Below are 24,936 nucleotides of genomic sequence, written 5' to 3' on the forward strand. Positions count from 1 at the left end.
GCCGCTACGCTTGGCCTCTCTGTTACTTTTACATCCCCGCTGCATCTCGTCCAACAGTATCCGTGGGTCCAGTGAATCCCGGACCTCCGGCGCCCACGTATCCGTGACTTGCGCCGGAGGCGTCTGGGCTGACCCAGAAGGCGTAGAGCGAACCGTTGGTCAGATGGAACCGGAACCGAACGGGTTTGCCTGCGAGCGCCGCGAGGTCGTTGTTTTGCCAACTCACCTTCACAAGTGTTTTGTCGCCCGTGACCGCCGTGCAGTTCTTGACTGAAAACGGCTCGATTGCTTTGCCGTTTTCATCCAGCACTTCGACTTTCAACTCGCCCTCGGGGCAATCCACATTGACGAACAGATGCTTGCCCTGAAAAGTTACTGGTCTCGTGGTGAGCGTTTCGGTGTTCGATTCCGCATCCATTGACGCGAAGCCGTCGCGACGCAGCATAGCCATGCCTGTTGAACCATCCTTGTCCCAACTATCGCCTTCACGTGGTTTGGCGTAACCACAGAAATAGAAGTACAACTTGTCACCCACGACCAGAGGCCCGCTGGCACACGATTGCACATTGCCAAACCGCCAGCTCTTTTCTTCCCAGGCACTGGATAGGAACCGCCCGCGATAGGGGCGGTCCCAGTGGAAACCGTCTCGGCTGAATCCGAGCATAATATCATTGCGTTTTTGTAGGTTGAGTGGGCCGCAGTCTCCGTTCGTCGGCCCTTGCCAGATCGAGAATTGCCCGATCATGATGCTCTCGTAAGGTGAAGCATCAAGGTTATATAATTGGGGGGCTATGTTCGAGAACCTTGAATCGGTATGGCGAACATCAAGGTCATCGGCACCAGTCCAGTTTACGGACTTCCCCCCAGCCTCACCACGATAGATCTTTTCTTTACCATTTTCGAACTCGATACGAGGTCCATTGAAAGTGACTTCCTTCATCATCTCCGAAATAGTCGCACCTTCGATGTAAGAGCGTGCCCTGTCCTCAACTGGGCCTTCAGTCCGCTGACTAAGTACCCACACCTTGCGAAACGGGTTGTAAAAAGCCGTTGATCGGTCACCCCAGATGTCTACCTGCTCCTTCGGCTCGGACCAGTGAAGGCCATCAGGACTTGAACGGTAGACGAAAGACCAACCTGAATCGTCCCAAGTAGATCCTGATGGACTTCGCCTGTTCACTGAGTGGGGATTCTCGGAGGCAAAGTATTTGAATCGTTCCCGGGGATCTTTGGCCGCGAGATCCAGCATGACGGCAGAGGAGTCGAAGAAGCTGGGCTTGATCACGATGTTGGTGCCCGGCACGATGTCAAGTTCGGGCTTCTCCCAGTGGATGCCGTCCTCACTGCTAGCGTAGCGGGTGGAATGGGGTCGCGCGCCCGTATACCACAACTTGAAGAGCTCATCAGCCGGGTCGTAACATACCCCTCCACTGAAGGTCTTGGCGTACGATCCATATTTGTTTGACTCCCCGGGATTCCCCCGCTCGATCACGGGATTCTCCTGGCAATATTCGGGCTGATGAAAAGAACGCTGCAGCGTAGTTACTTCAATAAGGAAATCATCAACAAAGAGTTGGCGTCCCACATCAATAGGAATAACCTCAGGCGGATTCTCAAGGTAGGGAACCGGCATCGGGTCGCGTGAAATTGCACCATAATCCGGCGGCCATTGGTCCGGCAGTTCGATACCGTTGTAGAGCCTTTCCCCAGCACTCGCCGAACCAGCCGAAACCAGTAGTGCCAAGAACAGAAATGCTAACAATTTCCAGCTACTCATGACGCTTCTCCCCAGCTTCGTAAGTGGTTTCTTGCGCCGCAACGAATTACGCCATCCGCTGGCAAATCGAAATCTATTTTCGAACGTTAAAATCGGGGTGCCAAATTGAGAACAGGCTCTTCGAAACGTTGGAGCGACTTTTGAATTGTTTGAACGTGTACTCGATCATCGCGGAGAAGATCATGTATCTATGCCAACTTGTCCGTGAGTGCCCGGTCCTCGACTGCGAAATCATCTTCGAACCGAGCGAATGGAAATTCGTCTACGGCGTTTCGTCAATAGCTTCTATCGAGTAGCCGTTTTGAATCCGTATCGGCGTCGTGCGGCGTATCAGGATTTTCGTTCGCCAATGCCTGCGAGGTTCAATCCAGTGCGTCTAAGATAAAGAAGACGCCAATCCGGGGCGCACGAATGCGTCCAAAAATATGCGCGCAATGTTGAATTGGGGTGCCCATGGTCGTACGGAACTCACGGTTCGCCGACAAAGCGACTGGGCGCTGCAATGCGCCATCGCTGAGATACAACGCCACGGACTTGCGAATTTTGCCATTAGCCAGGATTATTGATGCTGGCGAATGTGGGATAGCCGTATTGGTAGAAGACCCCGATTCCAAGAACTGAAGTTGTAGAGGTTAGAGCAGGAGACAGACGCCATGGCTTCGAAAACGCGAAGGTCTGACTTCCTAAGATTCACCGTAGTTGTGATTTTCGTGGCGGCATTCGCTGTCGGCGTCAATGCAGAGGAGAATCCCATCGTCGGCACGTGGGAGCTGACGTCGGTTTGGAGGAAGGGGGAGCAGAAGGGAAAGCACATCGTCTCCATGAATCCGGACCTCACGGGGACCGTCAAGGACTTGGAGGTCGGTTGGACGTCGAAACTTCGGAACGTCAAGTCGGAAGGCGGCGCGGTGAGCTTCAGCTTTTTCTACGGTGAAACCGAAGAGTATGAGATCGGCTTCAGAGGCACGCTCGTCGACGACCAGATCAAAGGAAGATTCACCATAGCGGGGAAGCACGCTGTTGTCATCGGCGCCCCTCTCTCCGCGGCCGAGGCAGAAGCAGCGTCTGCCCAGCAGGCGTCAGCCCGACGATCGGTGTTCGATTGCTACGAGGCGCGGAGCTTCACGAGTTCAGAGGGCAACACGCTGCCGTATCGATTGTTTGTTCCTCGAGATTACAACCCAGATAAGCAATATCCGATCGTACTCTTTCACCATGGTGGCGGAGGAGCCGGCAGTGACAACCGGCGCAACCTCGAAAGTGCCTGCGTGCGAGAATGGATTCTGCCGGAAGTGCAGGCGAAGAATCCGTGCTTCATCGTTGCACCTCAATTCCCCGACAAGGAGACCTTTCGCAGTAGAAGCACTGAGTCAGCGACCGAGTTCATGAACGTCATTTTCCGGACCATGCATGAAATTCTCGACAGTCTGGAAACGGAGTTTTCCATCGACAAGAGCCGCGAATATGTGACGGGCCTGTCATTTGGAGGCGAATGCGTCTGGATGTCCATTGTCGAACGGCCGGATCGGTTTGCTGCGGCTGTGCCGATTTGCGCAACCGACGGGATCATCGGCATGGCCGCCGCCGAACGAGCAACGAAATTCGCCCAGTTGCCAGTTTGGATATTCCACGGCAATGCGGACGACACGGTGCCGGTAGATTCCTCGCGAAAGACGGTCAAAGCGTTGCGGGACACCGGCGGAAACCCAAAGTACACGGAGTACCCCGGCGTCGACCACTACAGTTGGGACAGAGCCTACCGGGATCCGGGCCTGATTGAATGGTTGTTCGCTCAGTCCCAATCGCAAAGCCCGCGGTGATGCGATTGGCAATGGCGTTGTAGCGTGCGTGTGCATGGAGAATCGTCTATCGATTACAGACAAGGTCAATCCACCATCCAGTCCAATCATCCCCGTGCCTTGGTGATTGGGCTCTCCAAGTTGACATGGAAACCGTTCCGCGATAGCTTTGTCGGCAACGCACGGTCTGCTCAAAACGTGCAGCCATCTCGTCCTGTCTCTTGTCCTGGCTAGGGCCCGCGAGGCAGCTCGGTTTCTCTAAGTCACTGACCAAGGAGTTTCAGAAAAATGTTGCATTCGAAAGCGAGTTTACGTCTGAAGTCGCAACGGCAGCGCCTTGTCGTCTTGCCGACGTTAGTGGTCGTGATGGTTGCGTCGGCGACCTTGCTGATGGGGTGCGGCGGGGCAAAGGGCTCGGCGAATACCGCCCACTTGAAAGGCAAGATCACCCTGGATGGACAACCAATTCCGTCCGACGCCTCCGGTTCGATTACCTTCAAGCCGACCCGCAGCGGCCAGGGACGGACAACCTTCTCGACGATCGACGACGGCGTGTACGATTCGCCCGACACGCCCAAAGGACCGGTGAAAATCTATCTCTCGATCCAGCAACCAACCGGAAGGATGATCAGTGAGGATGGGGGATCTGAGTCCGCCGAAATGCGCAGTCTGGTTCCGGCCAGCTACGCTGGCGGCATCGACATGGAGATCGCAGAGGACAATCTGAACCTGGACTTCGATCTGAAGTAGCCAGGACGAAGGGACCGCGCGCCCAATCGTTTGGTCCGCAAACCGTGAGTTCCCTACGACCACTGGTATCCCAATTCAACATTGCGCGCATATTTATGGACGAATTCGTGCGACTCGGATTGGCATCTTCGTTATCTTGGACGTACTGGATCGAACTTCGCAGGCATTGGCGACTGAGTCATCCGCATGCGAAATAACTTTTCCTTTGATCCTGATCCCGAATAACTTTTCCTTTGATCCCCTTGAGTTGGCATAGGAGGGCTACATCGTGCGACAACGTCAAACTACCCGGAGTCAAACGGCCCAGAGTCAAACGGCCCGGACAGACCACAGTCGGCGCGTTGGTTTTACTCTCGTCGAGCTATTGGTCGTAATCGCAATCATCGGCGTCCTGGTCTCGCTATTGCTGCCGGCGGTGCAGGCGGCGCGCGAGGCCGCCAGGCGCAACTCCTGCGTCAACAACCTGAAACAGCTGAGCCTCGCCATGCTCAACTACGAATCGGCCCAGGGGGGATTTCCTCCGATGGCGCTTACGTGGACGCAGGAGGAATACGAAGAGCGCTACGACGGCACCGGACCGGGAAGTTGGTTTGACGACCACGGTTGGTACACCTATGTAGCGCCTTACATCGAGCAAGCCGGTTTCACCAACGTACTCAACATCGACCTTTCGTTGAGTGACTGGAGCAATGAAGCGGCGCGCAAAGCATTCATGCCGATATACGCCTGCCCCTCGGACATTGGGTTGCAGAGAAACGAGTGGCCCGAACGCACGTGGGCGCGTATTCGCGGCAATTACGTGGCTAACGCCGGCAACACCAGCTACGGCCAATACGATATGATAGACAATCCGTTTTTTGGTGCGCCGTTCGGGCCCCGCGACCCCACGCCGCTGCGCAAGATCACCGACGGCACTTCCAACACGCTCCTGATGAGCGAGATCAAGGTCGTGCCCGAGTCCATCGAGTGGGGAGGTCCCATGTCCGACATCCAGACCGCTCTTGGCGGTCACGTGTTTACTGGCTGGAACTCCCCCAACTCGGGACAAGACGTTGTGGCTCGCCTCATCCCGCCGCTGGAGGATCTGGCCTCCAACAACATTCCCCCGCCCTGTAGGTCTCCTTGCGCTCTGCCCTTCGATTTTTCGGACCGCACAGTTGTTTTCACAGAGACGAAGATGCAGGCCATGGTCGCGCGCAGCCACCATCCCGGCGGCGTCAATACCTCGCGCTGCGACGGATCAGTGGCTTTCGTGTCAGACGACATCGACGAATTCGAATGGCGCGCGCTGACCTCCGCAGCTGGCGGCGAAGTAAACGGCGCACTGTGAGCTGCGAATCATTTTCCCTGGGATTCTCGACGCCATGCAAATTTACCGACTCCGCCATTTGGCGCTTGGTTGGCTGTCTGTCACTCTGTTCGCCCTTTTGGGCGAGCTCGGCTGTTGGGCGGTTGGCGCCGAACAGCTGTCGCGCGACAACGGGCGACCTGATCACCGGCTGATCTTTCTGGGCGACAGCGGCCCCCATCTGCCGGCGGCGCGCGCCGCGGTCTTGATTCCGGCGCTGCGCGGGCGCGGCATCGCCGTCGACTACTCCGAAGACCCGGATTTGCTCGCCTCCCCCAATCTGGCCCAATACGACGGCTTGATACTCTATGCCAACATCGACGCGATTACCCCTGAACAAGAAGCGGGATTGCTGGCTTTTGTCGAAGGGGGTAAGGGCTTTGTGCCGTTGCACTGCGCCTCGTATTGCTTTCGCAACAGCCAGAAGTTTGTCGACCTGGTTGGCGCCCAGTTTCAGGACCACGGCGCCGAGGTCTTCTCGACTCGCCTGACGCCGCGTGGCGAGCCGGTGTTTGACGGTTTCGGCGGTTTCGAAAGTTGGGACGAAACCTACATCCATCACCGCCACAACGAGCGCGACCGAATTGTGCTCGAGTACCGCGACCAAGGTCCCCAGGCCGAAGGACGCTCCGGCGAGCCGTGGACATGGATCCGCCGACAGGGAAAGGGACGCGTTTTCTACACGGCATGGGGCCATGACCTGCGCACCTGGAGCCACCCCGGATTCCAGAATCTCATCGAACGCGGCGTTCGCTGGGCCTGCACAGGCGACCCGGGCCTGGTTCCCGATTTTGTCAATCCGCAACCGTTCGAGCCGCCGAGGATGGTCGACGGCGCCGGCAGCCTCGACGCCATGCAATACGACGACGTGGGACCCAAGGTTCCCCATTACATGCCCGAAAGTGACGAGGACGGTCGGGGGCAGGCCCGCCACCTGATGCAGCGTCCGCAGCCGCCGGAAGAGTCGCTAAACTACTACGCGACGCCTGAGGGCTTTTCTTTACAGTTGTTTGCCGCCGAACCGGCTCTGGGGCCTAAGCCGATCGCCATGAACTGGGATGCCCGGGGCCGGCTGTGGGTGTGCGAATCGATCGACTATCCCAACGACTTGCAGCCTGCCGGGACGGGCAACGACCGGATTCGGATTTGCGAAGATTCCGACGGCGACGGAAGAGCAGACAAGTTCACCGTGTTTGCCGAGCAGCTAAGCGTTCCGACCGCAATCACCTTCTATCGCGGCGGGGCGATCGTCCAGAACGGCACGGAAACGATCTATCTCAAAGACGTCGACGGCGACGATCGCGCCGACCTTCGCGAGACGTTGATCACCGGCTGGGATATGAACGACACGCACGGCGGCGTGAGCAATTTCCACTATGGCTTGGACAACTGGATCTGGGCGATGCAGGGCTACAATCCATCCACCCCGCGGTATCGAGACCCGGAAGGCGTGATGCGCGAAGGACAGTCCTTCGGCATGGGGTTCTTCCGGTTTCGGCTCGACCAGAGCGATCCGCCGCGGGTAGTCGACCTGGAGTTTCTGCGCTCGACGGACAACAACACGTGGGGACTGGGAATCAGCGAAGAAGGTCTCGTGTTCGGTTCCACCGCCAATAACAATCCGAGCGTCTTCATGCCCATTCCCAATCGCTATTATGAACGGGTCCTTGGCTTCTCGGCTGACATGCTGGGAACGATTGCTGATACGCCAAAGTTTTCGTCCCTCACCGACAAGGTGCGCCAGGTCGACCACTTCGGCGCCTACACGGCCGGCACGGGACACGCGTTGTATACAGCGCGGGCCTATCCGCCGCAGTGGTGGAACAAGACGGCCTTTGTCTGCGGACCGACAGGACACTTGGTGGGGGTGTTTGTGCTGCGGCGCGACGGCGCCGGATACCGGTCGTCCAGCCCGAGCAACCTGGTTGCCAGCCGGGACGAGTGGTCGGCGCCCATCATGGCCGAGGTGGGGCCTGACGGCTTCGTGTGGGTTCTTGACTGGTACAACTACATCGTGCAACACAATCCCACGCCTGTGGGGTTCACCACCGGCAAGGGCGAGGCCTACGAATCGGATCTCCGCGACAAGCGACACGGGCGCATCTACCGACTGCGATACGACGACGGCGAACAGACGTCCGCGCCCCCGCCGCTTCAGGCCGCGAGTCCCGCAGAGTTGACGGCGACGCTGCGCCACCCGACGAAGCTATGGCGACTGCATGCACAGCGTTTGCTGGTGGAGCGGGGAAACCGCGATGTGGCGCCGGCGTTGATCGAGATGGTGCGCGACGGCAGCATCGACGCGATCGGACTGAATGTGGGGGCCATCCACGCGTTGGGCGCCTTACGCGGATTGGGAGCGTTCGACAAGCACGCCCTGCCCGCGGCGGTTGAGGCGCTGCACACCGCGCTGGCGCATCCGTCGGCGGGCGTGCGCCGCATTGCGATTGCCGCGTTGCCGCACAACGAGACCTCGCGTACTGCGCTGCTGGAATGCGACGTGCTGCGCGACGACGACGCGCAAGTGCAGTTGGCCGCCGTCCTGGCTCTGTCCGACATGCCGCCAAGCAGGCAGGGCGCCGAGGCGCTTGTTGCGCTTCTAGCCGACGGGGCTGGGAGCGACCGCTGGATTGCCGACGCGCTAACCAGCGCAGCGGCCATGCACGGCGTGCAGTTCCTGCAAGAACTGGCCAGCAGCTTGCCGCGTGATTCGACCGACCGGCGATCGCTGCCAGCCGCCATTTCCCGGCTCGCCGGCGTCTTGGGTGAACACCTGGCTCGCGGCGACTTGGATGCGGGCGATCTGGAAGCGTTGCTCAATGCACTTGCCGATGCAGACGAGGGCCTCGCCTCGACGGTCATCGCCGCCGTCGCCAAGCACTGGCCTGAGGACCGGGCGGCGTCGTTGCCGCGCTCAGCCGAAGGAGCGATCATTCGCCTGCTGACGCACGTTTCGCTCGACGCCAAGAGCGACCTGTTGCGGCTAGCTCGACAGTGGCATGCCGGCGACATGGAAGAACTGCATCAACAGCAAGGCGAAATGCTGCGCGCGCAGGTAGCCAACGCTGATCTGCCCGACAGCGAGCGGATCTTCGCCGCGCAGGCGTGGGTGCGATTGGACCCGGACGACGGTTCCATCGTCGAAGAGTTGCTTAGCACAATCACCCCCCAGACGTCGCCGTCGCTGCTGGTCGGGCTACTTCAGGCGGCCGCTGAGAGTCGCTACGACGATTTCGGCGCAGAGCTGGTCCTGCTTTACGACGGCCTGCTTCCACAGGGCCGCGAAGCGGTGTTGGAACTTTTGCTTCAGCAGCCTGATTCGACTAACGCGCTGCTCGACGCGGTCGCCGCCAACGAAATCGACGTCGCCGCTCTGAGTCTTGAGCAGATTGCCGCTCTACGAGCACATCCCGTCGAGACCATTCGCAACCGGGCCGCCGAGTTGATCGTCGCCGGCGGCGTCAACCCCAACCCGGACCGGCAGAAAGTGCTGGCCGATTTACTGCCGGTCGCCGAGATCGCCGGCGACGCCGCCGAGGGCAAAAAACTGTTCGCCAAGCACTGCGCCGTATGCCATTCGCACGGAGGCACGGGCGCCACAGTCGGTCCTGATCTCACCGGCATGTTCGTGCATCCCAAGCGGGACGTCCTCGGCAACATCATCGACCCCAGCCGCGACGTCGAAGGCAACTACCGCAGCTACTCGGTCATCGCCAATGGAAGAGTCTATGCCGGACTGTTCGCCGGCGAGTCGCGCACGACCATCACCATGGTCGACTCTAGCGGCAAGCGCCATGTCATCCAGCGGAGCGACGTCGACGAAGTGTTTTCTAACGACCTGTCTCTAATGCCCGACGGTTTCGAAAAACAGCTTTCGCCAACCGAACTGGCGAACGTGCTGGAATTCCTCGCTACGCCCCAGCGTTACGTCCCGCTCTCCCTGGCACGCGTCGCGACAGCAAGCAGCGCCAAGCCGCTGTTCGAGGGCCAGGCGGACGGTCCTGATCGACTGGTGCTGCCCGACTGGAAACCCAGAACCGTCGGCGGGGTGCCGTTCACGCTCGTCGATCCGCAGCAAGGCGCTGTGCGAAACATACTGCTGTTTCGCAGCGATCGCTCGCCGCTCACGCAGCGCATGCCCGAGGCGGTGCGTCTTCGGTGCGGTTACCAGGCCAAGACCTTGCACTTGCTAAGCGGCGTGAGCGGTTGGGGATTTCCCACCGAGAGCGAAAAGACGCCGTCGCTGATCATTCGCCTGCATTACCAGGGCGGTCGGACCGAGGAGCACGAATTAAGAAACGGCGTCCATTTTGCCGATTACATCCGTCGCGTCGATGTGCCCGGATCGGAGTTCGCATTCGCCATGCGGAACCAGCAGATGCGCTATCTGGCGATCAAGCCGGAACGCGAGGAGCAGATCGTCGACATCGAATTCGTCACGGCAAGCGACTCCACCGTGCCGATCGTGTTGGCGGTCACCGCCGAACTGCCATGACCGCTCCACCGCGCGCATGGTTAGGGCCCTACTAACGAAGAACAAGAACGAAACGGATTAACCATGTTCACTGTCGAGTCTTACGTTGTTGCAGTGCTGATGTGCGTCATCACTATGCTCTGCTGGGGTTCGTGGGCAAATACGCAGAAACTTGCCAGTAAGGAATGGAAGTTCCAGCTATTCTACTGGGATTACTGCATCGGAATCCTGTTGACAACGCTGCTCTTGGCCTTCACCTTGGGCAGCGTTGGCGAGCAGGGCCGGCCGTTCATGGAGGACGTTCGCCAGGCAGACGCTCAATACCTACAGAGCGCGTTTGTCGGCGGCGTCATATTTAACTTTGCAAACATCTTACTCGTCGTCGCCATCGATATCGCAGGCATGTCGGTCGCATTTCCCGTAGGGATTGGCCTGGCCCTCGCGCTGGGAGTGATCGACAATTACCGCAATCAGCCGGACACCTACACCATGGAGCTGCTGTTCGCAGGCGTGGCGTGCGTGGCGGCTGCGATCGTCGTCAACGCGCTGGCCTATCGCCGGCTTTCGACGGACAAAAAAGCGACCGCGCTAGGAGTGATCATCTCCGTAGTTTGCGGCGTCTCGATGGGTTTTTTCTACGGACGGGTGGCCGCCGCGATCTCAGGCGACATGGTCAATCCCGAGGCCGGGAAATTGACGCCGTACACGGCGTTGGTGCTGTTCTCGCTCGGCCTGCTGCTGAGTAACTTCCTATTCAATTGGGTCGCGATGAAGTGGACCGTCAGCGGTGAGAAAGTCAACGCGATCGATTACTTCACGAAAGGCAATCCCCGGCTTCATCTGGTCGGGATCTTAGGTGGTTGCATCTGGGGGATTGGCATGTCGTTCAGCATGATCGCTGGGGACGCTGCAGGCTACGCGATCTCCTACGGATTGGGTCAGGGCGCTACGCTCGTAGCCGCTTTCTGGGGAGTGTTTATCTGGCGCGAATTCAAGTCCGCGCCGGAGGGAACCAATACGTATCTCGCCGCCATGTTCGTGTTTTACATTATTGGTCTCGGCTTAATCATTGGAGCTAACAAGGAAGTGTTTGGCGGCGCAGCGACTTGAACCGCCGGACTCTCTGCGCGAGATGCGCGTCGAAGGAGCAGCAGGCATGGGTAGTAAGATTGCAGTCGTCGGTAGTTCTAATACCGACATGATTATCAAAATGGAGCGCATTCCCAAGCCGGGCGAAACCATCCTGGGAGGCGAATTCACAACTGCCCCCGGCGGAAAGGGCGCTAATCAGGCGGTTGCGGCGGCGCGGGCGGGCGGCGCGGTGCGATTGGTCGCACGTGTGGGGACGGACATGTTCGGCAATCAGGCCGTCGAGGGCTTCGTCGGTGACAACATCGACGTCAGCCACGTCCTGCGGGATCGCGGCGAGCCTTCGGGCGTTGCGCTGATCTTTGTCGATCACCAAGGTGAAAACAGCATCGCTGTCGCGTCCGGGGCGAATGGTCGTCTTAGCCCGGCGGATGTACAGGCCGCCACAGGGGCAATCGCCGAGGCCGACGTGCTTATCATGCAACTAGAAACGCCCCTTGATACCGTCAGCGAAGCAGCCGCGATCGCCGCTAGGGCAGGCGTGAGGTCGATTCTCAATCCTGCGCCTGCCCAAGCACTCGACGACGAGCTCCTCCGTCGAATTTCTATTCTGACGCCCAATGAGAGCGAGGCGGAACTCCTCACCGGCTTGGCGATCAACACCGACGCGGACGCCGCAGAGGCGGCCAACGCTTTATCTCAAAAAGGCGTCGGCGTCGTTCTCATCACTCTGGGAGCCCGCGGAGTCTTTGTCCATGGCGACGGGGTGCACGACCTCGTCCCAGGTTTTGAGGTGGAAGCTGTTGACACGACCGCTGCGGGGGACGTCTTTAATGGGGCCCTGGCTGTTGCATTGGCGGAAGGCACTCCGCTAGGAGAGGCCGTCCATTTCGCAAACGCCGCGGCGGCCATCTCAGTAACCAGGCTTGGCGCCCAGCCCTCCGCTCCAAGTCGCCAGGAGATCGATGCCTTCTTGCGCGAGCGCAGCTGATCATTTGGGCGTATTCATGATTGATATGTTGAAATGCGTAGTATAATCAAAGGGTTGCGGCGGTCGCCGCCGCTTCCGCGAATCACCACTCGCGCCGTGTGGCGTGAGCTTTACATGTCCGCCAGCGTTTTCCGACCCCTATGCCCGAACTGATCGGTCTAAACCTATTGCCCGACGAGGATTACCGCCTCGACGTGATACACGGCGTGGTCGACTACGTCCGTCGCGAGCCGTCGCTGCGGTTGGCTACCTTCGGTGGGGTGCCCTACGTCCCGTGGGATGAACTGGGGAAGTTCCGCGGCGCCGGAGTGATTGCCATGGCCCACACTCGCCGCGCTGTGCGGCGACTCGTGCAGCTGCGGCTGCCGGTGGTCAATGTCTCGTCTCAGATTCACCAGGACGAGTTGGCAAGCGTGACGACCGACGACGCGGCCGTCGGACGACTCGCTGCGGATCATCTCCTCAACTGCGGATTGAAGAAATTCGTCTGCGTGTATTATCCGCGCTGGGCCAACGACGAGGCGCGGATGGCCGCGTTTCGCGACAGAGTTAGCCGGGCTGGTTTCCCCGTGGAGGCAGTCGCCGTTTCATTCTGCCAATCGGTCGAACGCTTGGAAACCGAACGGCCGGAAGTCGAGATCGAGAAGCTTGCCCGTAAACTGGACAAACTGTCACGGCCGGTAGGCATCTTTGCTACGCACGACGAGTTCTCAGCCGCTTCGGTCAACGCATTACGCTCGCTTGGAGCCAGCTTGCCATACGATGCGCCGATACTGGGCGTGACAAACAACAGGCTGATCTGCGCGTCGTGCGACCCGCCCCTTTCCAGCATCGTGCAATCGGGCCAACGGGTCGGCTTCGAGGCGGCCGCTGTGCTGCATCGACTGCTCCGTGGCGAACGACTGGCTGAACGGCATCTTCACCTGCCGCCCCTTGAGGTCGCCGTACGTCGGTCTACCAATGTCCTAGCTACGCGGGACGTACTGGTCGCCGAGGCGATCGACCAGATACGGCTGCGGTCTAGCGAACCGTTTACTGTCGCTGAGCTGGCCGAGCTGATGTGTGTATCGCGTAGCGGGCTCTACAAACGATTCATGGCCGCCTTGGGACACACGCCCAACGAAGAAATTCGGCGCGCCCGATTAGCTCGGGCCGAAAAGCTGCTCTCTACCACCGAACTGCAGATTCCCCGCGTGGCGTACGACTGCGGTTATCGCAGCGTCGGAGCTTTCTGTCGCGCCTTCCGCCTTGCCGTCGGCGCAACTCCGATTGAATATCGCAAGAGGTCCCGCTCTTCCGCTTAGCGGCGAGTCCTCGCGCGCAGGATCCGGGGGGGTTATTTGCCGCCCCCTGTTTTGCATCTTTGCGTTTCAAACGGATCCGTGTCGAAGCTGCACGAGCCTAGACCACGCGTCTCGCAACGCATGCCGCGATCTCGCGAGATCGACGATCGTTCGCATTCAAGCCACCGCGAATAACCGGCGGTGGACTTTGCCTACGATCGCCCGCCCCGCCCCCGCGCAGTTGCCACGAGACGAGGCCGCAGCGACGCCCCATTCGTGACCGTGTCAACATTGCGCAAATATTTATGGATGATTTAGTAGGCAGATGCGCTGCTTGGACGTTACTATACATATCTCATTCGCACTCATCGCGTTTGAAGAGTGCGCCGCCGAGCGAGCGTCGCAAAGCTTGTGCAGGGGAATACAGCTTCTCCGCGTCGGCGCGGACTGACGAGCGGGCCCACGCCACTTACCAGCAGAGTCTCAAGGAAGAGTTGCCCGCGGTCGGCCGGATCTGAGAACTCCGGCTCATCCGCTATTGAATCCCGGAGTTGCCGATGCCCCTACGCCTTACCGGTCTTATCGCCGCGACCTGCACGCCGATGCGTCCCGGCCACGCGATCGACCTGGACGCGATCTGCCCGCTGACCGATCAGCTCGTGGCCGACGGGGTCGAGGGCCTCTACGTCTGCGGCAGCACCGGCGAAGGCGTGTCGATGACCACCGACGAGCGGAAACGGGTCGCCGAAGCGTTTCTCGCCGCGGCGGGCGGGCGCGTGCCTGTGATCGTCCACGTAGGCCACAATTCTCTGGCCGACGCCCGCGATCTGGCCCAACACGCGCAACGCGCCGGCGCCACGTTTACCTCCGCGGTCGCCCCGAATTATTTCCCGATCGCTAGCGTCGAGGTGCTGGTGGACGCGATGGCCACGGTCGCCGCCGCCGCGCCGGAACTGCCGTTCTATTACTATCACATTCCGGCGATGACCGGCGTCGACCTCGACATGATCGAGTTCTTGCGACAGGCCGGCGATCGTATCGACAACTTCGCCGGGATCAAATACACCGCCAACTCGCTCGACGAATATCAGCAGTGCGTCGCGCTGGACGACGGGCGATTCGACGTGCTGTACGGCTACGACGAACTGCTGCTGCCGTCGTTGGCAGTGGGCGCTCGGGGCGCGGTCGGCTGCACCTACAATATCGCCGCGCCGCTCTACCGCCGCATCATCGAGGCTTTCGACGCCGGCGACCTGGCCCGTGCCCGCGCCGACCAGCTTCGGGCGGTGCAAATGATTCGGACGTTGTCCCGCTTCCCGTTCCTGCCGGCCGTCAAGGCGGTGCTGGCAGTCATCGGCGCGCCGTGCGGGACATGTCGGGCTCCGCAGCCACAGTTGCGCGACGCCGAGGTGCAAGAGCTTTGCGCCGAACTTGAAGCAATCGGCTTTTTCGATTGGGCCCGCCGCACGACCGACGCCTTGCTCCGCTAAACTTAAGACGCAAGGGAAACCATCACGCTCGTGCGCATCTCGCTTTTGTTTACGTACCTGCTGGCGGCGACGGCCAGCCTACCAACGGCCATCGCCCAGACGTCCTCGTCGTCGGCAACGCTCAAAGCCACGTTGCAGTGGCAATCGCTTCCCGATCTGCCGGACGCGCTAGGCGTGGCCGGTCCATTTGTCGGCGTGCACAGCGATACGCTCATTGTGGCGGGAGGTGCGAACTTCCCTGAGCCGCATTGGGAGAACGACAAGTCCTGGCACGCAGACGCCTGGGTAATGACTCGCGAGGCAGACGGCAGCCTCCAATGGCGCACAGGCCTGGCGCTCGATCACCCCGTCGCCTACGGAGCCGTAGCGGCCACTTCTCGCGGCGTCGTGTGCATGGGCGGCGACGACGGACAGCAGGTCGCTCAGCGATGTTTTGTCATCGTCTGGGACGCTGCCCAAGAGACAATCGAACAACGCCCCCTGCCGCAACTGCCCGAGCCGTGCGCCTACGGCGCCGCGACAGCAATCGGGGAGGTCGTCTATTTGGCCTGCGGGCAGCGCGGCGCCACGCTCGATACGGCGAGCAACCACCTTTGGCGACTCGATCCCTCAGCGGATAGCCCCCAGTGGGAAGTCCTACCGCCGTGCCCCGGCCCTCCGCGGGCGTTTAATATGACCGTTGCGCAGCATAACGGTTTTGACACGTGCATTTACGTCTTTGGCGGACGACGCCAGAAAGCAGACGTTGCCGGCCCCTCAGGCGTCGAGCCGTTGCACGACTTGTACGAGTACAATCCCCACCTCAACCTCTGGCGCCGCCGCGCCGATCTGCCGCAGCCGCTCATGGCCGGGACCGCTGTGGCCGTAGGGCAGTCGCACCTGTTCGCGCTCAGCGGGGCCGACGGAACGCTAATGACCAGGGCCGACTCGCTCAAGCTCGATCACCCGGGCTTCCCGAAGCGGATGTTGGCGTACCATACCATTACCGACACGTGGATTGACGCCGGGGAGACGCCGGCCAATCCGGTCGCCACGCCTGTGGTGCGATGGGGCGATCGCTTCATATTAGCCTCCGGCGAGATCAAGCCTCGCGTGTGCACGAGCGAGGTTTGGGCCGTCGCCCCCACAATTGGCGCAGAGCCTTTTGGCAGCGTGAACTTCACCGTGTTAACGCTCTACCTGCTGGCGATGGTCGGCGTTGGCGTTTATTTCGCAAGCAAGAACAAGGACACCGACGACTATTTCCGCGGCGGCAAAAAGATGCTGTGGTGGGCGTCGGGCTGCAGCATTTTTGCAACGATGCTTAGCTCGGTCACCTTCATGGCAATCCCCGCCAAGGCGTACGCGCAGGACCAAGTCTACTTGCTGGGGAATTTGATGATCCCGGTCGTTGCGCCAATCGCAGTCTATCTGGCCCTGCCGTTCTTCCGTCGCATCGACGCCACCAGCGCGTACGAATACCTTGAAAAACGCTTCAACCGACCGGTCCGCTTGTTCGCCAGCGCGTCGTTCACGCTTTTCCACATCTTTCGCATGGGGATCGTGATGTCGCTGGCGGCGCTTGCGCTGGCGACAATCACGCCCCTGACGCCGACGCAGAGCGTACTCATCATGGGCGTGCTGAGCGTCATCTACTGCACTCTGGGGGGCGTCGAGGCGGTCATCTGGACCGATACGATTCAGACGGTCGTCTTACTGGGCGGAGCGCTGATTTGCTTCGCCGTGATGATCGCCGGATCTGACGGCGGGGCCGGCGATTTCTTCTCTACCGCGCTCGGCGACGGCAAGCTCCACTTCGCCAACTTCCACCTCGACCCGACCAGCGCATCGCTGGCAATCTGGGTCGTCCTGATCGGCGGCATCGGCCAGAACATTTCTTCCTACACGGCCGATCAAGCAGTCGTGCAGCGCTACATGACCACCCCCGATGAGCGGCGCGCCGCCGGCTCGATCTGGTTCGCCGCACTGCTGTCGATTCCCGCTACTTTTCTGTTTTACTACATGGGTACGGGACTCTACGTCTTCTATAAGTCGCACCCCGAGAGGCTCGATCCGACGTTCATGACCGATCAAATCCTGCCGTTGTTTATTGCCAACGAGCTGCCAATGGGCGTCGCCGGCCTGATTGTCGCCGGGATCTTCGCCGCGGCCCAGTCCACCGTCTCCACAAGCATGAACTCCACCGCGACCGCCGTCGTCACCGATTTCCTGCGGCCCTTCAATCTCCTGCAATCGGAACGCGCTTACCTCAACTCGGCACGGGCGCTGACTTTTGGCTTCGGCGTCCTGGGAACCGTCATCGGTCTGCTGTTCGTCAGCACCGAGATTCGTTCGCTCTTTGATCAATTCCTCAAGGTAATCGGCCTGTTCATGGGCGTCTTGGGCGGCCTGTTCGCGTTGGGCGTGCTGACCCGCCGCGTCTCGGGATGGGCCGCGCTGCTGGGCGCGGTGTTCGGCGCCGCGGTCATGGGCCTGCTGCCGATCTATTCGAACATTAACAGCTTTCTCTACGCTGCCATCGGCATCGCCGTCTGTTTCGGCGTCGGCTACCTGCTAAGCCTGTTCCTGCCGGCGCCGGCGCACGACATCGAGGGATTGACGCTGCTTAAACAGCCGGAACCTATATCATCAATCGTGACTTCTGAGCAGACGAAAAGTCACACATAGGAATCACAGCTCGCGCGCCGCTAGAGGAGACGTCCCATGTCCGGTATCAGAAAAACTCTTCTTATCACGGCCTTTGTTGCCGTTTGCGCAATTCGATCATTTGCCGCCCAGCGCGAATTCACCTTCGATCGGAAGTATTTGAATCTGCCTGTACAAAACGAAGCCCCCGAATGCCTCGTAAGTCTCGAAGTCGAAGGCGAAAAAGTCCGTGAGTTCACCATCAATATCGCGCCTGGAGAACCTGACTACCGGGTCTACCTGGAGCTTAAAGAATTTGCGGGAAAGAAGGGCAAGCTGATTGCCTCAAAGATATCCAACGACCAAATGAAGGGTTTCAAGGCTGCACACCAGGACGATACCTTCCCCGGAGAAGATGAGCTCAACGTCAAGGGCGGCAGCGCCCACATCAAAGAACTGACCATCCACGAAATGAAGTCTATCTGGGACTGAATAATCTAAGGTCCATAATCGATGTGCATCATTGATGCCATAGGGTCGCCTCATAAACAACAAGTGAATTAGGAAAGAGTATTTTGAAACTAGAGAAAGAGACAAAAGACATGAAGAATTGGAAGATTGCAACATTGGTATTTGTGGGTCTGTTGACCCTATCGGGTTTGGCGAGTGCAGGGGAAACCCTCTACAATGGCATAGAATTGCCCGATGAATGGCCGCCTGAGTATCCCAAAATAACACGGGATCCGATGCCCGTTCCGTACCTTGAGGATCCGCCTTCGGTCATGCCCATTGACGTGGGGCGCCAACTCTTCGTCGATGATTTCCTCATTGAGGAGACCACGCTAAGTCGCACCTTTCACCAGCCGGAGTACTACGAGGAGCCGGTGATTGAGCCAGATGACACGAGAGCTGGAATGTATGCTGCGCCCTTTAGCGGAGGGGCATGTTACGACCCGGCCGATAATCTCTTCAAGATGTGGTACACCCGCACAAGACCCCATGCCACCTGTTACGCAACCAGTAAAGATGGAATTCATTGGGAGAAGCCCGAACTAGATGTCGAGGCAGGTACCAACATTGTATTAAATCCAGAAGGATTCAACAGCACGGCGATCATGTTGGATCAGTGGGCCAAGGATCCGAATGAAAGATTCAAATATTTCGCCAGCGAAAGGGCCGAGGGGATCGACGGATGGTTCGCAGGGCACCGTACCAGTGCCGATGGTATTCACTGGTCCGAGCTTAAGGAGACCAGACCAAGGATTTGGGGTGACCGGTCAACGGCCTTCTACAATCCCTTTCGCAAGGTATGGGTATTCAGCCAGCGGACGGAAGACGAAAATGGGTGGAGGAGCAGGTCCTACGTCGAAGGGCCCACAGCCGAAGAAATGCTGGCCGAAATCAGATTCAACGAGTTGGATACGGTGGAAGGGAAATCTGTGCAGTGGGCCGGTGCCGACAAGCTCGATCCTCATCATACCGACGCCAGGTTCGCCCATATAGAACCGCAATTGTACACCCTTGATGCGTCGCCGTATGAGAGCATCATGCTTGGGCAATTCTCGATATGGCAGGGGCCGGAGAACGGCCCATGCGGCGATCTCAACATACAGAAGCGAAACGATATTCTGTTGGGCTTCAGCCGTGACGGTTTCCACTGGGACCGCCCGTCCCGTCAACGGTTTATAGCCTCCACATGGGATAGAAGAAGTTGGCGCTATGGCAACGTACAGTCGTGTGCCGCAGGCCCACTGGTCGTAGGCGACAAACTTCACTTCTATTTTAGTGCCCACGCCGCGCCGAAGAGTAGGCGGTGGGATACGGATGCAGTCACGGGTCTGGCAATGTTGCGCCGTGATGGTTTCGCTTCTATGGATGCGAGCGGAAAAGCAGGAACACTGACGACGACCCACTTGACTTTCGAGGGCAAAAACCTGTTCGTGAACGTGGATTGTCCCGAGGGCGAATTGAAAGTCGAAATACTTGATGAAAACGGCGAGGCATTTAAGAACTTTACCCTGGAGAAGTGCACGCCCATCTCAGTAGACAAGACGCTGGTGCGGGTGAACTGGAGAGGGAGCAAAGACTTGGCTGCCCTTTCAGGTAAACCTGTTCGCTTTCGTTTCAATCTGACGAATGGTTCGTTATATGCCTTCTGGGTAAGCCCTGATGAATCCGGCGCCAGCCATGGTCACATTGGGGCTGGCGGATCGGGATTTACACGCCCCAAGGACACCGTGGGAAAAGATTAGGCTAACGCAGGCATGTAGCAACAATCGCAGGCAAGGTTCAATCTGCCTGTGACGAACATGGGCGGACCCTAGGGAAGATTCCAACCAATAGTTAGGAAAGACTTGAAGATGAAGCAGTTTTCGATACTATCGGCAATTGCCCTGTTTATCGTGCCATCGGCGATGGCGGAAAAGCTGTACGTTCGCCAAGATACATCCACTGACACGATAGACAATTATTTTCTTGACAGGATGACAGGCTAGGCTTTGGTTCAAAACTCCTTTTTTCTCGCTAGTGCTGCAGGCTACAAACGTGTTTTGAAACAAAGCCTAGGGCAGGATTATTGAGTCGAGAGGAAACGTAATGAAGAATCGGAAAGTAATGAAAACAACATTAGCCTATGCATTCGTATTGGTCTTTTCAGGTATTACAAGCGCTCAGCCTGTCTGCCTCACGATTAGCCCCACCAATGCCGTTGCGGGCGATGAAATTACTGTGACAGGTTATGACGAAAATGGTGATTTTTTTGACTTGTCGACTTTGGATGTTATCGAGAGTAATTTTCATGGCATAGGAGATCCTTATTATTCCTTACTCAAAGTCGGCGACGATCTGACAAACATAGATATTGTGGCCGGCAGAGTTGTGTTTGAGCTTATCGAAGAAATGTTGAGCGAGGATGTCGAAGAATGGGACTTCCTCTGCGTTCCCGGGGGAGAGGATGCAGCGTTCCGCATAGCCGGGGGAGACGGGCCATTCGAAACAGTTGCCGAGGCCATCGCGGCCGGCGGCACCTGCGAGGGCCAGATCTTGGCAGCCGCCCCTTTACCTAATCCTATCATTATTACCCCGAATGTGATGACCGTTTATGAAGAAGGCGAGACTGAAGGTGACTTTGACGTATCGCTGGTGAATCAACCACCATCGGGACATACGATCACAGTTACGGTTGACCCCAATATCGGTGGACCGAGTGAAGATTTTATACTCATCGGTGGCAGCGGCCCCAATGGCAGTATCGACTTGACTTTCAATTCGGGCAACTGGAACGTTCCGCAAACGGTTGTCTTCAAAGCTATTGACGATGACATCGCAGAACCCAATGACCGGCCCCGATTGTCGGAAGAGCATACAATACACCTTGTATCTTCCTATCCCGGCCATCCCACAGATGCAAACTTCGTGGGCGAGAATAGTGTGATTGCTACTGTTTTTGAAAACGACTTTCCCGACGGTGAGATTCTTTACAATGGTATCGAGCTGCCGTATCCGTGGCCGCCGCAGAACGACAAACTGACCCGCGAGGTAATGGTAGTTCCTTACCTGGACGCCCCTCCCGCCGTCATTCGTATTGACGTGGGAAGACAACTCTTCGTGGACGATTTTCTCATTGAGACAACCACGCTGCATCGCAGCTTCCACCAGCCGGAGATTTACAGGGAACCGGTGATCAAACCGGAGGAAAAAAGCCCTGGAATGTACGCAGCACCATTCAGTGGAGGCGTTTGCTACGATCCGGCCGATAATCTATTCAAACTATGGTATACCCGCTATAGGCCGAGTGCCACCTGTTACGCAACCAGCAAAGACGGTATTAACTGGACCAAGCCCGAACTCGACGTCGAGGCCGGTACTAATATCGTTGTAAATCCTGAGAAGGGATTCAATAGCACGTCGATCATGCTGGATCAGTCGACCAAGAATCCCAATGAAAGGTTCAAATATTTCGCATCTGAGTATTTCGGCACCCGGGCCGACGGTGGAGTCTGGGGATTTAGCTATCGCATCAGCGCAGATGGCATCCACTGGTCCGAACCTATGGGCAATAATGACATCTGGGGCGACCGGTCGACCGTTTTCTACAATCCGTTTCGCAAGGTGTGGGTGCTCAGCCAGCGGACCGAGGGAAAAGGAGATGATTCAGTAGGCAGGAGCCGTTCCTACCTGGAAGGTGCAACAGCCATGGACATGGTGGAAAAGGTCACCTACAACGAGTTTGAAAATGTTGAGGGAGAGTCCGTGCTTTGGACCGGCGCTGATGAACTTGATCCTCATCACACCGACGCCAGGTTCGCAGATGTAGAGCCACAATTATACACCCTTGATGCCTTTCCATACGAAAGCATCATGATCGGGCAGTTTTCTATTTGGCAGGGGCCGGAAAACGACATCTGCGGCGAGCATAACATACAGAAGCGAAATGATATTCTGTTGGGCTACAGCCGTGACGGTTTCCACTGGGACCGCCCGTCCCGTGAACGCTTTATTGGATCTACATGGGATAGAAGAAATTGGCGCTACGGCAACGTTCAATCATGCGCCTCGGGCTGCCTGGTGGTAGGCGACAAACTTTACTTCTATTTTAGCGCCCACCCGGCGCCTCGAAGTGAGGATTGGGATACGGATGCAGTAACCGGTCTGGCGATGTTGCGTCGTGATGGTTTCGCTTCTATGGATGCCAGCGGAAAAGCAGGAGCACTGACGACGCGACCTTTGACTTTCGAGGGCGAACACCTGTTCGTCAACGTGGATTGTCCCGAGGGCGAGCTGAAAGTGGAAGTGCTAGACGAGAACCACAATGTAATCGAGCCGTTTACCCTCGACCACTGTGAGCCCGTCTCAGTCGATAGGACACTGGTGCAGGTGAATTGGCAGCAAAGCGAGGATCTCGCCGCACTTGCCGGCAAGCCCGTGCGATTCCGGTTCCATCTGAGCAGCGGTTCGCTGTATGCCTTCTGGGTGAGTCCCGACGATTCCGCCGCAAGCCATGGATACGTCGGCGCCGGAGGGCCAGGATTCAGCGGACCGACCGACACCGTCGGAAAGAGTGCGCCATAAGAGGGACAAAAGGCCAAGGGATCTGAGGAGAAACAAAGTTGTCTGCAAAAACAAAGTTGTCTGCAAAAACACTGCCTCGCGTTCTCGGACTCGTGGTTACGCTCATGAGCGGTGTAGCGCTTGCGGCAGAAGACGTCCTGATTCAGAATTTTGAGCAGGAGTTGCACGATTCCGGCTGGACAATAGAAGGAGACGAGGGATTCGGAGATATCTCGAACTTGACGAGCGGGACAGGAGTTACGGGCTATCAACGCGAGGGGTTCGTCTACACGGCCCTGGCCGCCGGAAATGGCGCCCGCGGCACGTTGACCTCTCCCCTGTTTCTGATCGAGCGCGACTATCTCAATTTCCTCATTGGCGGGGGTGGTTTCGAAGCTGAAACGTGCATGAACCTGGTTGTGGACGGCGAGATCGTCCGCACGGCAGTTGGGCCCAACACGGGGGCGGGCGGAACCAAGGCGCTCAAATGGCGCTCCTGGGACGTTGGATTCCTCAAGGGCAAGAAGGCGCGGATACAGATTGTCGATAATCGTGAGGGTGAATGGGGTTATATCGCAGTGGACTATGTCTACCAGAGCGACATCAAGATGGTGGCAATTGAGAATGCCGCCCGCGAATTCCACCTGGAGAAGAGGTATCTGAATCTTCCCGTCGTGTCAACGGGCCGCGAGAGCCTTATGCGATTGTTGATCGACGGAAAGCCGGTTCGGGAGTTCCTGATCACCCTGGCAGACGCGGATCCCGAGTACTGGGTCTATCTGGAGGTCGACGCATTCCAAGGGGAGGACGCGATTCTCCAGATGAGTCAATTGAACTCGAACGATAGACGCGGTTTCGATGCTATCTTTCAGGCCGATACATTTCCGGGTGAGCAGGCACTCTACAAAGAGAAGCTGCGTCCGCAATTCCACTTCACCTCCAAGCGGGGCTGGCTCAATGACCCCAATGGTCTGGTGTACTACGACGGGGAATACCATCTCTTCTACCAGCACGGCCCCTTCGGCTGCAAAGGCGCCCAGGACAACCAGCATTGGGGACATGCCGTCAGCACAGATCTCGTGCACTGGACCGAGCTGGGCGATGCGGTTCATCCGGATGAGCTGGGAACCATATTCTCGGGATCGGGGGTGGTGGATTGGAACAATTCTACGGGGTTCCAAACCGGGAATGAACCGCCCCTCGTGTTTGCGTACACCAGCGCCGGCAGCGTAAATCAATGGTCGAAGGGAAAACTCTTTACCCAGAGTATTGCCTACAGCAATGACCGGGGCAGGACCTTAACCAAATATGCAGGCAACCCTGTTCTGCCCAATATCGCGCCTATCAATCGGGATCCCAAGGTCCTCTGGTGGGAGGAGGGCCAGGAATGGGTCGTCATTCTGGAGCTTGATGAAACTTTCGGATTCTTTACCTCGAAGGATCTTAAGAAATGGGAGATGCAGAGTAACCTGTTGGACGGTCATTTTCACGACTGTCCGGAAATGTTTGAACTCTCTGTAGACGACGAGAACAATAAGAAGTGGGTCATCCATGACGGCACGGGCAATTACTTCTGTGGCGATTTCGACGGCAGGAAATTCACCCCGGAGACCGAACTCATTACGCGCAACTACGGCAACTGTTTCTACGCAGGGCAAGCCTTTAGCAATGCGCCCGATGGGCGCTGCATCGAAGTGGCCTGGGGGTTGATGGAGTTCGAGCCGATCCCCGGTATGGCCTTTAATCAGCAGATCACATTTCCCGTTGATCTGACCTTGCGCAGCACAGAGGACGGCCCGCGGCTGTACACGAATCCGGTGAACGAAATCGAGATCCTTTACGGCAAGGAGCAGTCCTGGGCCGGCGTGACGCTTCAACCTGGTGAGAATCTCCTCTCAGAATTGAAGGGAGAACTCTACGACATCGAGGCAGAATTCTCTATCGGTGATGCACCGAGGTTCGGATTCTTGATTCAAGGTGTTCCGGTAATCTATGACGTGGAAGATGGCAAGCTCTCCAGCGGTAAGCTTGAAGCGCCTCTCAAGCCCCAAGATGGCAGCATCAAGCTCCGACTCCTGGTAGATCGTCTCTCCGTCGAGGTTTTCGCCAATGACGGGCGGATTTACATGCCCATCCGGGCACTCAACATGGATAGCAGCCGGGGATTCGAGGTGTTCACGGACGGTGGCAGCACAACCGTCAACTCACTCAAGGCCCGCGAACTAAAGTCCATTTGGGATTGATCAGCAGTCAGTCGAATG

General features: G+C 58.1%; 15 protein-coding genes. 14 read left to right on the plus strand and 1 reads right to left on the minus strand.

Translation table 11 applies throughout. The annotated features are described in order from the left end of the window. Nucleotides 1-28 precede the first annotated feature (28 nt). Nucleotides 29-1,777, minus strand: a complete 1,749-nt coding sequence (locus Pr1d_RS22440) for a hypothetical protein (RefSeq protein ID WP_148075625.1) — start codon at nucleotides 1,775-1,777, stop codon at nucleotides 29-31. A 653-nt stretch (nucleotides 1,778-2,430) separates the two neighbouring features. Here Pr1d_RS22440 and Pr1d_RS22445 point away from each other — a divergent pair. From Pr1d_RS22445 to Pr1d_RS22505, 14 genes are all read left to right on the plus strand, one after another. After that, nucleotides 2,431-3,597, plus strand: coding sequence for a carboxylesterase family protein (locus Pr1d_RS22445; RefSeq protein ID WP_148075626.1), 1,167 nt, complete (start codon nucleotides 2,431-2,433; stop codon nucleotides 3,595-3,597). A gap of 267 nt (nucleotides 3,598-3,864) precedes the next feature. Beyond that, nucleotides 3,865-4,326: a hypothetical protein gene (locus Pr1d_RS22450; RefSeq protein ID WP_148075627.1), complete on the plus strand. Its 462-nt coding sequence runs from the start codon at nucleotides 3,865-3,867 to the stop codon at nucleotides 4,324-4,326. A gap of 268 nt (nucleotides 4,327-4,594) precedes the next feature. Beyond that, nucleotides 4,595-5,656 (plus strand): DUF1559 family PulG-like putative transporter, encoded by a 1,062-nt coding sequence (locus tag Pr1d_RS22455; RefSeq protein WP_148075628.1) that lies wholly within the window; start codon nucleotides 4,595-4,597, stop codon nucleotides 5,654-5,656. 34 nt (nucleotides 5,657-5,690) lie between these two features. Continuing rightward, nucleotides 5,691-10,169: a PVC-type heme-binding CxxCH protein gene (locus Pr1d_RS22460; protein WP_148075629.1), complete on the plus strand. Its 4,479-nt coding sequence runs from the start codon at nucleotides 5,691-5,693 to the stop codon at nucleotides 10,167-10,169. 63 nt (nucleotides 10,170-10,232) lie between these two features. Continuing rightward, a complete protein-coding gene (locus tag Pr1d_RS22465) occupies nucleotides 10,233-11,258 on the plus strand; it encodes a multidrug DMT transporter permease (RefSeq protein WP_148075630.1) in 1,026 nt (341 codons plus the stop codon). Between the two features lie 46 nt (nucleotides 11,259-11,304). Next, complete coding sequence (gene rbsK / locus Pr1d_RS22470) at nucleotides 11,305-12,228, plus strand: ribokinase (RefSeq protein WP_148075631.1); 924 nt, start codon at nucleotides 11,305-11,307, stop codon at nucleotides 12,226-12,228. A gap of 317 nt (nucleotides 12,229-12,545) precedes the next feature. Next, the gene (locus Pr1d_RS22475; RefSeq protein WP_168205432.1) at nucleotides 12,546-13,532 is read left to right on the plus strand and encodes a substrate-binding domain-containing protein; all 987 of its coding nucleotides are present in this window, start codon (nucleotides 12,546-12,548) and stop codon (nucleotides 13,530-13,532) included. A 536-nt stretch (nucleotides 13,533-14,068) separates the two neighbouring features. Next, nucleotides 14,069-15,001 (plus strand): dihydrodipicolinate synthase family protein, encoded by a 933-nt coding sequence (locus Pr1d_RS22480; RefSeq protein WP_148075633.1) that lies wholly within the window; start codon nucleotides 14,069-14,071, stop codon nucleotides 14,999-15,001. Nucleotides 15,002-15,031: 30 nt separating this feature from the next. After that, nucleotides 15,032-17,668 (plus strand): sodium:solute symporter family transporter, encoded by a 2,637-nt coding sequence (locus Pr1d_RS22485; protein WP_148075634.1) that lies wholly within the window; start codon nucleotides 15,032-15,034, stop codon nucleotides 17,666-17,668. Nucleotides 17,669-17,704: 36 nt separating this feature from the next. Next, nucleotides 17,705-18,118, plus strand: coding sequence for a DUF4980 domain-containing protein (locus Pr1d_RS22490; protein ID WP_148075635.1), 414 nt, complete (start codon nucleotides 17,705-17,707; stop codon nucleotides 18,116-18,118). A gap of 110 nt (nucleotides 18,119-18,228) precedes the next feature. Further along, the gene (locus tag Pr1d_RS22495; protein WP_148075636.1) at nucleotides 18,229-19,878 is read left to right on the plus strand and encodes a glycoside hydrolase family protein; all 1,650 of its coding nucleotides are present in this window, start codon (nucleotides 18,229-18,231) and stop codon (nucleotides 19,876-19,878) included. A gap of 108 nt (nucleotides 19,879-19,986) precedes the next feature. Beyond that, the gene (locus Pr1d_RS26540; protein WP_261343803.1) at nucleotides 19,987-20,121 is read left to right on the plus strand and encodes a hypothetical protein; all 135 of its coding nucleotides are present in this window, start codon (nucleotides 19,987-19,989) and stop codon (nucleotides 20,119-20,121) included. A 118-nt stretch (nucleotides 20,122-20,239) separates the two neighbouring features. Further along, entirely contained in the window at nucleotides 20,240-22,696 is a 2,457-nt protein-coding gene (locus Pr1d_RS22500; protein ID WP_148075637.1) for a hypothetical protein, read from the plus strand. Nucleotides 22,697-22,734: 38 nt separating this feature from the next. Next, on the plus strand, nucleotides 22,735-24,918 hold the full coding sequence (locus tag Pr1d_RS22505; protein ID WP_148075638.1) for a GH32 C-terminal domain-containing protein: 2,184 nt from the start codon (nucleotides 22,735-22,737) through the stop codon (nucleotides 24,916-24,918). The last annotated feature ends 18 nt before the right edge of the window (nucleotides 24,919-24,936 follow it).

The sequence above is a fragment of the Bythopirellula goksoeyrii genome (assembly GCF_008065115.1).
GTDB classification, from domain to species: domain Bacteria; phylum Planctomycetota; class Planctomycetia; order Pirellulales; family Lacipirellulaceae; genus Bythopirellula; species Bythopirellula goksoeyrii.